Below are 9,979 nucleotides of genomic sequence, written 5' to 3' on the forward strand. Positions count from 1 at the left end.
TGCGCGTGCGGTCTCTACCTCAACGACCCCACCGCATGGATACGACCCCCGACGAATTAACGGCGCGGGGTACTTAGTGAGGAACCGGATGCGGCCGATGACGGGATTGGCGGGGAGGTTGCGGTCCCGTTGGGAACGGCCGCCGCTGTGGCCTACTGGCACCGGCTTGACCCTGGCCTGCACCCCGCGGAGATCGCCACCAAAGTCGGCCGCTCCGAGCGCACCGTACGCCGGTACTGGCCGCAGCACCCGACGACCTCGCGGAAAATTGGTGGCCAGGGCGACATCCACGAGGTCACAGTCAGGCTCATGATGGCAGCGGCCAGGAAACCCATGTCTCCATCTGAGATGACTGTCCGGTCTCAAGACCTGCGGGACACATCGGTATCAGGACCTGAATCACACTCCGTCGGGTGTTGTCGTAGATCATCCTGTCGGAGCTGTTCATCCCGGAGGGGGCACGGATGTGGAGTCGACGGCAAACGCTGAGGCTCGCGCTCGCGGCAGCGGCCAGCGGCGGCGGGAGCATCCTCGGCGGGTGCTCGACCCGGTCACCTCTTGGTCCGCCGGACTCGCCTCGTTCCCTGGCGCCCCAAGAGTCCAGCCCGTGGCCACTCCCTGAGCAGACAGCGACCCTGTTCCGGCCGGGGTCACGGCACCTGCTCGACAGTGGCGAGTGGGCGACCGTCAGGACGCTGCCAGCGGGCGATTTGCATCTGCCCAGCGGCAACCTGATCGCAGCTGACCCCAGTTGGCTGATGAGCTGGGAACGGTTGGGCATCGCATCCTTTACCGTAACGGTCCCACCAGGCACCTATCCGTCGACGCTCGCTCTGGTCGAGTGGCCGGAGGGCAAGCGCGTCGCGGCGGCGAAGCTCGCAATCCGCGACGAGCCGGTAGCCGCCTGGGAGCTGGCGCTGCGACCCGGCCAGGACCCCGGCACCCTTCGCGAGGGCGAGGCGTTCGTCGTCGGCGTCGACGTGGCCACCATCGCCCTGTTCGACACGGTGGCGCTTCAAGCGATGGCCAGACGAACCGAGGAGGACCCGGACTCCTACTACGTGGCCGACGCGGACCGCCCGGTCGAGCTGCAGGATCCCGCCTCGGGCGCCAACCTCATCGCGTTCAATACCGGCTGGGGCGACGGCGGTTATCCGGTCTGGGTTGGTCGTACGACCAGCGGCACTGTGGCCTGCTTCGTCGTCGACATGGCCATGCTGACACCGCCTACGGCGCCAATCAACTCGCCATCCTGATCGAGGCAGCCGCCAGCGGCGGCAACCTAGGCGCACCAGATCGCCAAGTCGTTTGCCGGCGGTGACAATCTGGGCAAGGACTACGGTCTGCGGCCTGAGGTTGTTGTTGGTGTCGCTACCACCGCCTATGGTGATGTCAGTTTGGGGAGGGGACAAGGCGTGACCACTGATAACAAGGCACCCGTGCCAGTATGGACACTCGCTACGGAGGCCGTGAGCGTGCCGAACGTGCTAGGCGATGAGGGCATGACACCGGCCCGACTCGCAGAACTGAGAACGGTCCTGGCAACGCTTGCAGATTCCCCCATCGCCACGCTGGAAGCCCATCCGATATCAACTAAGCGCGATCGGAACGGCGGGATTCCGCTTCATGCAGCCAGTCCGCTCGCTCAGCAGTTATCGCACCTCGTGGCTCAGACAGCGAAGTCAGCGCCTCCGACGCTGAACGTCGCCGCTACCGGTGACGTGCTCTACCGAATGGTGGTACCGGCAAAGGTCGCCGCGCAGGTCGGCAAAGGACTTGTCCGGCCCATGGCTTCGAAGGCAGCTGCAGGAGGTATTCACGGCGCGCTGGTCAACTCCACCGGCATCGCAGCCAATGCCACGTTTGTGCCCGTTGCTGGCAAGGCCGCTGTTGCAGGTGCGGCAACCGGCTCGGCCACCACAGCTGGTGTGGCCGCGGCCAGCGCCGGAGCGTTGACAGTGGCCGCGCCACTTGTGCTGATGGCCGTCGCGGTCGGCGTCAGCGCCTACGCTGATCACCAACGCCAGAAAGCAATCGAGCGAATCACCGACCTCCTGGAGCAGTTGCACGAAGACAAACTCGAGAACGAACGCAGCGAGTTGGACGGTTGTCGTGACGCGATCGACAAGGCGACGTCGGTTCTCCTCGACCAGGGCAGAATCGGCCTGTCGTTAGGACTGGATTCCTCGTCGTACGCGATCAACACGGCGATCGAACGAACCAAGCGTCGGCTCGTAAAGTGGCAAGGTGCGCTTGCTGCGCTGCCCGACGGCTCGGTTGAAGTCGGTGCGTTGACGAAATCGTTCCCCGGTATCGACGAGGAAGGCGGCGCATTCCGCGCACACTTGGAGTTTGCGCGACTCGCCATTGCCCTCAAACGCCGAGTGCTCGTGCTTCAAGCAGTTGAACACGCTCAACAGGCGGGAACGAACAATCCGTTCAAGAGCTTTATCGGAACCTTGCGCGACGACGAGCGCCGCGTCGACGAGTTGGAATCAGGCATCAACTCAGTCCTACTTCGACTGTCGACTCTCGAGATGATGCGTCCCGGCGGTTTCCGAAGCATCATGTTCACACAGGGCGAGGTCGACGACCTACTCAAAGCCGCATATCGCCTTCGCGCCTTGGGCGGTGACCTGAACGTGGGAACCCATCAAGCTGACGTAGCGATTGAGATCGAAAGAAGCAGCGACGGATCGCTCGTAGTGTTCCCTGCAGTCGCTGCCTAACCGGACGCCGCGCGCAAACTGATTGGCCACCTCGATCTCAGCAAACACCCTTGGGATGTCAGTGGTGCCCCACGGCGTGATTAGGAGAAGATCGCGGACGGCTGGTCGGGTCGGGGTGTCTCTGGTCCGGCCGTCCGTCGTCGTCCGTTGGTGTCGGCGCTTGGCGGAGGTCATGGCTGTACAGATGGCTGTACAGCGGTACGGCATGGTGTCTGTTTTGTCGATCATGGAAGCTGGATGACAGCGGCGATGAGAATAAGCCTTGTCCGGTAGGGGATGCGTGCTTCGCGCAGCAGGTCGTCGAGAGCCTTGCGTGCTTCTCCTATCTTGGGGATCGCAACTCCTGGGGGTAGGTAATGACCGACGACGACGATGGCCCTCCTCGCGATCAGCCGTCGAACGACGTGATGCCGCGCCGCCGGGCCGAAGGGGCGAAGAAATCTGTCTTCGTCGTGGTGATAGTCGCCTGTGTGTTCGCCGTGGCGATCGGACTACTAGCAACCTGGGTGCGCGGTGACGCCAGCGGAACCGTTGCGGGCAAGGAGGTGGTCTCGACGTCGGCCTGCAACCGTTACGGCCAGAACTGTCGGCTGCGGATCTGCTACCAGGTCACCTACGTCACTGATGGCGGCCGAAGCAAGACCTCGTGCGTGTCAAAGGCTCGGTTCGACAAGATCCGGCCTGGTGACCGCTTCCCGGACTAGGGCCTGCCCTGTCGATCATGGAAGCCAGTTGATGGCGGCGATGAGGACGAGGCCTGCGCGGTAGAGGGATGCGCGTTTGGCGTATCGGGTGGCCAGGTCACGCCACTGTTTGAGTCGGCTGAAGCAGCGTTCCACGAGGTTGCGCTTGTTAGTACTGCAACGGGATCAGTTTCGTGTCACAGGGCTGCCGCTCACAGCATCCAGCACCTGCCGGTCACCGAGCGGCTGATCAAGCTTCACCCGCACCCATCGCACCTCTGCGTAATCGCCGCCCGACCACCACAATGTCGGCTGCCGCGCGACTACGTGCAAGATCACACGATCACCCTGGTAGTCAGCGTCCGTGCGCACGATCTCAAAGTCGGGAGGCATGTCGACGCGTGCATCGAGGACCCTGGGGTCAGCGCTTGCGTTATAGGAATTCACCGACACCTCAAACTCCTGCGCACGACGCATGGCGGTCACCGCCGCGAAGAGGCTGATCAGGAGGATCACAGCGACCGCGACTGCGACGAGGGCCTTTCTCTTCGGCTTGGTCATCCGCTCACCAGACATGCGCCCTCCGCTCCAACCGCACGAGATGGTGACTCAGTCTTCATGCGGCACGTGCTGCATGCAACGCCGTTGAGGGCAAGAAGCTGATCTTCTCGTCGGGCAGTTGTAGACCTTCCAGGCTCCCTGAACGTGGGACAAGGTGGAGCGTCTTACCGGCCGAATGACCTTGGCCCGTTCAGGGAGGCTGGTAGCCCTTGTGGTGCCCGGCGAGGGGACCGCGGCTGATCTCTACTAGGAGGGCCGGCGTTCAGGGCGGGGCCGCGAGATCTTTGGGGTCCTAGTCTGATGCGGGGTGGGGTGAGGGCAATCGGGCTCGGAAGTGGGTCTATGCAAGACGCAGCGGGAAAGGCCGCTGAGATCAGCGACTTACCGGAAGTGGACCATGTCGGCTGGCCGTGGGTTCGGCCCTGCCTGCAAACGCTCGACGATGCCCGAGTCGCGCGCCCGACCCCATTCCAGCGCGATCATGTCAACCATCGACCGAGGCCGCCGGCAGGTGGCAGGACACGCGGTGATGGTGCGGTCCCGTCGGAGACAGCCGCCGCAGTCGCCTGCTGGTACCGACGCGACCCCGGACTGCACCCCGCGGAGATCGCCGCGAAGATTGGACGCTCGGAACGCACCGTACGCCGATACTGGCCACCGGGTCCGACGACCTCGCCGCTTGCCACCGCTGACCGATCGGATCTCGCCGACAGCCTCCGTCGTTAGGCCCGCCCGGCGCGGTTCCTTCCCGCGCCCGCGCAGCTCACGGATAGGGCAACGGATCCGCTGTTACACCAAAGGCATCACGACCGATCTACAGATGAAGCGTCGTCGCGTCGTGAGGAGAGGTCGCATGTCGATCGCCCGGTTACTCGCCGGCACCGCCGTGGAGCAAGGCTCTTGACGGCGCCGCTGACGATCGCGCCAGGACTTCCGGATGCGGGCGGCACCGCAGGCCTCGCCAGCAGAAGACGAACAAGCTCGCCGGGGCGACCGCGTATCTCCGCTGCCGTCAGCAATCCTGGCTCCTCCGTAACAGCGCCGTGACCCTCGACGCCTGTGCCTGTAGGGGGCTGGGGTGCGCGGCCTCCGCGGCGGGCGGGACCCCGACCCCCGGGTCCCGCCCGCTTTGGACCGAACAGCAGACAACGCCGCCCACCAGGAGTAGCCATGGCGTAGCCGAAAGGCCCGGTCACCCGCAGCCACCATCGCGCCGTCGCGACTGCGCCGGTACACCACGCGAGGGGACCGCGACCTTGACTCCTGGCCACTCGCGTCGTCGCTGGTGCTCCTGCGGTACGCCGAGACCCTGAGGCGCAAGGCCGGCCTGGCCCGCACGGCTCAAGCAGCCGGCGACTCCGCTGGAGACCAAATGGGAAAATATCTCCCAGTCAGGGTCCGAAGCGTTGCGATCGGTGGAAGACGGTGGTTGACTGCTCCACCGTGTCAGAACGCACCAAAGTCGATAGGTCGGGAACTTCGTGAAACAGCACCCAGTGTCCACACCGCGTTCGGTCAATCACCGTCGAGCGACGTGGCGGCAGCGGGTGGCCCGCTGGTTGGACCCGACGGTCGCGCAATGGGCGGTCGCCAGGGAGGAGGTACCGCCGCCACCGCCCCCGTCGCCTGCACCGGAGCGCGAGAGTGTGTGGCCGGCCATCTGCGAGCAGTTCGCCCTGCGCATTCTGGCGTCCGCGTACCAGATGGGCAGCCACTTGGAGGCGGTCGAGTCCGACGAGCAGGATCCGGAGCGGCTCGAGCGGCTCTATCGCATCGATCACGCGAACACCCGCATACGCCGCCATGCGGAGAACCTGCAGGTTCTGCTGGGCCGGCGGGTCGAGGACGCCGACCGGCAGACGGTCGCGTTGGTGGACGTGATCCGGGCCGCTACCTCGGCTACGGAGTACTTCCCGCGCGTCCGCCTCGGACACGTGGTGGACCTGGGGGTCGTGGAGTTCGCGGCCGACGATGTGATCCGGGTGCTGACCGAACTGCTGGACAACGCCACCCGCTTCTCACCACCCACCTCGACGGTGATCGTCTCCGCGTTCATCACCGAGGACGGCAGTGTCCTGCTTCGTGTCGAGGACGCCGGCGTTGGCATCAAGCCGGACCAGCTCCTGGCGCTGAACGCCATGCTGGCCGGCACGGCATCCCCGCAGGCCGCGGCTCATCCCGCAGCGCACCTGGGTCTCGTCGTCGTCTCGCACCTGGCGCGCGCCCATCAGCTGCGGGTCACCCTCACCAACCGGCCCTCGGGTGGCACCACCGCGACCGTGCTCGTCCCCGCGCCACTGCTGTGCGAGATGGCGCCCGTAGTCCAGTCGGGATCCGCAGCGTCCCCCGGGACGCAGCGTCCGGCGCGGGTAGCGCATCGGCCTCCCATCCCGCCCGGACCTGGTGGCGGAGGTGCCCACGTGCCCGCGCCCCGCGGGAGCGCGCCGGCCGCCACGTCGCGCCTGACGCTCGTCCACGGCCAGCAGACTGGTGAGGGTTACGGGGCCGAGGTGCGGCCTCCGGCTGCCGGCGCCGGTAGCCTTCCTCGCCGCGTTCCGGAGAGCGTACGCGCGGACGCCCGCCCGGGTGGCGGGAACCGGCCGCAACAGCCGCCACCGGCACCGCAGCATCCGTCCTCCTCCGACCGCGACGCATGGCCGGATGAGACAGCGGCCTTCGAGGCCGGCATCGCCGCGGCACAGGCACCATCGACCGGGCAACCCGAAGGACAACTGCCATGACTCACTCGACCAGCGGTAACGGCGGACTCGCAGCGGCAGCCGCGGGGCCTCAGGACTTCGCGTGGCTGGTGCGCCAGTTCGCCGACGACGTGCCCGGCATCACCCATGCGCTGCTCGTGTCGCTCGACGGCCTGCAGCTCGCCGCCTCCCGCGGGGTTTCCCGCGACCTGGGCGACCAGCTCGCCGCGCTGACCGCGGGACTGCTCAGCATGGCCGACCGCAGCGCGGACCTGCTTGACCTTGGCGCGTCGGAGTATCTGACGGTTCGGCTGCCCCGCGGACATCTGATGTTCATGCGAGTCGGCGAGTCAGCGGGGCTGACCGTGGTCGCCGCCGCCGGCTGCGACCTGCGGGTCGTCTCGTACCACATGGCGCAGTTCGTCGGCGCCGTCGGGCACGTGCTCACTCCGGAGGTGCGCCACGAGCTGCACCGCCTCACCACCAGCCAGCCGCCCCGCTGAGTGACCAGAGCCAAGGGAGCCAACGTGCCCACCACGTACTGGAAGGTGCGGCCCTACGTCCTGACCGGCGGCCGCACACGCACCCGGCAGCATCTGCTGGTGCACACCCTGGTGTCCGTGCCGTACTACGACGCCGTCTTCGCCTCGGGTCTGCTGCCGGAGGCGCGCTCACTGTACGAGCAGGCCAGGCAGACCAGGTCCGTTGCCGAACTGTCGGCGGTTTGCGGCATGTCGCTCGGCGTGACCCGAGTGGTGGTCGACGACCTCGCCGCCACCGACCGACTGCAGATCCACGTCGGCCACTACACCTCCCCGTTCGATCTTCACCTCCTGGAGAGACTGCGCGATGGCCTCCGCCAGCTTGCCTGATAGCCCCCTGCTGACCTCGGCGAAGATCGTCATCGCCGGCGGGTTCGGCGTCGGCAAGACCACCTGCGTCCAGTCCATCTCGGAGATCCCCCCGATCAACACCGAGGCGTGGATGACGGCAGCGAGCGAGACCGTGGACCGGCTGGACCCCGGAATCGACAAGACGACCACCACCGTTGCGATGGACTTCGGACGGCGGACGGTCGGCTCGGACCTTGTGCTGTACCTGTTCGGCACGCCCGGTCAGCCACGGTTCTGGCCGATGTGGGACGACCTGTGCCGGGGCGCGGTCGGGGCGCTGGTCCTGGCCGACACCCGGAACCTGGAGGCGTCGTTCCCCGCGATCAACTACTTCGAGCAGGACAGCGAGGTGCCCTTCGTGGCCTGCGTCAACCTGTTCGACGGCGTGCTGACCCACCCTCTGGAGGACGTCCGCGCCGCCCTTACGCTGTCCGCCGAGGTCCCGCTGATCACCTGCGACGCCCGCGACCCCTCGTCGGTCGCCCGAGCACTGCTGGCCGTCGTCGAACACACCATGACACGCACCACCGGCTCGGTCCCGGGCGCGCTCGCGGCCCGGTAGCTCAACCACCTGGAGGCACCAATGCGCAGAATTCTGATCGTGGGGGCCGGACAGTCCGGGCTGCAACTCGGGCTGAGCCTGCTCGCCGAAGGGTACGACGTGACCATTATGTCGGCCCGCACACCCGACGAGATCCGCCGTGGCTGGGTGATGAGCACCCAGGCCATGTTCGCCGCGGCCCTGGATACCGAGCGCCAGTACGGGCTGGATCTCTGGCAGGAGCAGGCACCGCGCATCGAGGGGCTGCATGTGTCCCTGTCCGCCCCGCCCGGCGAGCGTGCCCTGCGCATCCCCTGCCCCTTGGATCGCTACGCCCAAAGCACTGACCAGCGCCTGAAGATGGCCACCTGGCTGGAGTTGTTCGAGCAGCGCGGCGGCACCGTGCACTACCAGGGGGTGACGACCGCGGACCTGGACGGGCTGACCAGGCTCGGCCGCTACGACCTGACCATCGTCGCGGCCGGTAAGGGAGACCTCGTGGGCGTCTTCGACCGGGACCCCCAGCGATCGGTGTACAGCGCGCCGCAGCGAGGACTCGCCGTCGCGTACGTGCACGGCATGACACCAGACCCGCTGTGGCCCGTCCCGCACGTCAGCTTCAACGCGGTGCCAGGGCTCGGGGAACTGTTCGTCATCCCCGCGCTGACCCTGTCCGGGCCATGCGAGATCCTCTTCTGGGAAGCGGTGCCCGACGGCCCGCTCGACCTGTGGAAAGAGCGGCGAGACCCGGCCGAGCACCTCAAACTGACCCTCGAGCTGACCCGGCAGTACACGCCATGGATCTACGACCGGTGCGCCGACGTCGAGCTGACCGACGGCCGGGCCACACTATCCGGCCGGTACACCCCAACGGTGCGCCACCCCGTCGCGGAACTGCCCTCGGGCGGCCACGTGCTGGGCATGGCCGACGTCGTGGTCGCCAACGACCCCATCACCGGCCAGGGCAGCAACACCGCCGCCAAGTGCGCCTACTCGTACCTCGAATCCATCATCGAGCGCGGTGACCAGCCGTTCGACAGGGAGTGGATGAGCCAGACGTTCGAACGGTTCTGGGAGGGGGCAGGACGAGCGGTGACCGCCTGGACCAATGCCATGCTCCAGCCGCTGCCCCCGCACGTACAGCAGATCCTGGGCGCCGCATCCATGAACCCGACTATCGCCCGCCGCTTCGCCAACGGGTTCTCCGACCCCAACGACTTCCAGAACTGGTTCATGACACCTGATGCCGCCGACACATACCTGGCCTCACTCGCCAACAGCTGATCCGCCGCATCGCGTAGCCCCGAGCACTGCTCAATATCACCGGTAGGGGTGGCAAGAGCGAGGGCCGGATCGCCATGCGACCCGGCCCTCGCTCTTGCCCGCAACTCGGTCAGATCAGACCGTTGGTGTCGATCAAGAGCCCGTCGCCCGCCGATGCCGAGGTACCGCCGTGGACGTCGGCGTCACCGGTCACCCCGCCGGTCACGGTGCCCACCGTGCCGGAGACGGCGCCGTCGACCTGGGCCGTCAAACCCACGGTGGACGGCACGTCGACCGGCGGGACCACGCCGCCGTCACCCAGGCCGAGCCGACCCAGCGTGTCGTGCACGCCGAGCCCGCCGAGAGTATCGTCCACGCCGAGCCCGTCGACCAGGCCGCCGACCTGGCCCTGGGTGCCGCCGAGCGCCCCGCCGAGCAGGCCGTCGCCGCCCAGCACGCCGTTGCCGAGCAGCCCGGAGTCGGCGCCGCCGAGCACTGCGCCCGGGTCGCCGGCCGTACCGGTCACGTCACCGACGACCGGGTCGGCCACGGTGTCCACCGCGCCCACCACGTCGGCGTCGAGGGTGTGCGCCAGGTCGTGCGCCCCGGT

General features: G+C 67.2%; 9 protein-coding genes and 2 pseudogenes. 8 read left to right on the forward strand and 3 right to left on the reverse strand.

Going from position 1 to position 9,979, the window contains the following annotated elements; all coding sequences use genetic code 11:
• The first annotated feature begins 464 nt into the window (after positions 1-464).
• The 3 genes from ACVCAH_RS36785 (at position 465) to ACVCAH_RS36795 (ending at position 3,433) form a co-directional block, all read left to right on the forward strand.
• Entirely contained in the window at positions 465-1,256 is a 792-nt protein-coding gene (locus tag ACVCAH_RS36785; protein WP_447140827.1) for a DUF4241 domain-containing protein, read from the forward strand.
• Positions 1,257-1,469: 213 nt separating this feature from the next.
• Positions 1,470-2,729 (forward strand): hypothetical protein, encoded by a 1,260-nt coding sequence (locus ACVCAH_RS36790; RefSeq protein WP_447140828.1) that lies wholly within the window; start codon positions 1,470-1,472, stop codon positions 2,727-2,729.
• A 356-nt stretch (positions 2,730-3,085) separates the two neighbouring features.
• A complete protein-coding gene (locus ACVCAH_RS36795; RefSeq protein WP_447140829.1) occupies positions 3,086-3,433 on the forward strand; it encodes a hypothetical protein in 348 nt (115 codons plus the stop codon).
• 15 nt (positions 3,434-3,448) lie between these two features.
• Here ACVCAH_RS36795 and ACVCAH_RS36800 read toward each other — a convergent pair.
• A pseudogene (locus tag ACVCAH_RS36800) lies at positions 3,449-3,583 on the reverse strand (IS5/IS1182 family transposase); the annotation flags it as partial.
• 15 nt (positions 3,584-3,598) lie between these two features.
• Entirely contained in the window at positions 3,599-3,973 is a 375-nt protein-coding gene (locus ACVCAH_RS36805; protein ID WP_447140830.1) for a hypothetical protein, read from the reverse strand.
• Between the two features lie 1,559 nt (positions 3,974-5,532).
• Between ACVCAH_RS36805 and ACVCAH_RS36810 the strand changes: the two genes are divergently transcribed.
• The 5 genes from ACVCAH_RS36810 to ACVCAH_RS36830 are packed head-to-tail and all read left to right on the forward strand — an operon-like array spanning position 5,533 to position 9,390.
• Positions 5,533-6,714: a sensor histidine kinase gene (locus tag ACVCAH_RS36810; protein WP_447140831.1), complete on the forward strand. Its 1,182-nt coding sequence runs from the start codon at positions 5,533-5,535 to the stop codon at positions 6,712-6,714.
• Positions 6,711-7,175, forward strand: coding sequence for a roadblock/LC7 domain-containing protein (locus ACVCAH_RS36815; protein WP_447140832.1), 465 nt, complete (start codon positions 6,711-6,713; stop codon positions 7,173-7,175). Before ACVCAH_RS36810 ends, ACVCAH_RS36815 begins: the two co-directional genes overlap by 4 nt.
• 24 nt (positions 7,176-7,199) lie before the next feature.
• Positions 7,200-7,544, forward strand: a complete 345-nt coding sequence (locus ACVCAH_RS36820) for a DUF742 domain-containing protein (RefSeq protein WP_447140833.1) — start codon at positions 7,200-7,202, stop codon at positions 7,542-7,544.
• Positions 7,522-8,127, forward strand: coding sequence for a GTP-binding protein (locus ACVCAH_RS36825; RefSeq protein WP_447140834.1), 606 nt, complete (start codon positions 7,522-7,524; stop codon positions 8,125-8,127). The genes ACVCAH_RS36820 and ACVCAH_RS36825 overlap by 23 nt, the downstream gene beginning before the upstream one ends.
• Positions 8,128-8,148: 21 nt before the next feature.
• A complete protein-coding gene (locus ACVCAH_RS36830) occupies positions 8,149-9,390 on the forward strand; it encodes a styrene monooxygenase/indole monooxygenase family protein (protein WP_447140835.1) in 1,242 nt (413 codons plus the stop codon).
• A 109-nt stretch (positions 9,391-9,499) separates the two neighbouring features.
• On the opposite strand, the pseudogene ACVCAH_RS36835 reads toward ACVCAH_RS36830, so the two are convergent.
• Positions 9,500-9,979: pseudogene (locus ACVCAH_RS36835) on the reverse strand (hypothetical protein); the annotation flags it as partial.

The sequence above is a fragment of the Micromonospora sp. LZ34 genome, from assembly GCF_052981855.1.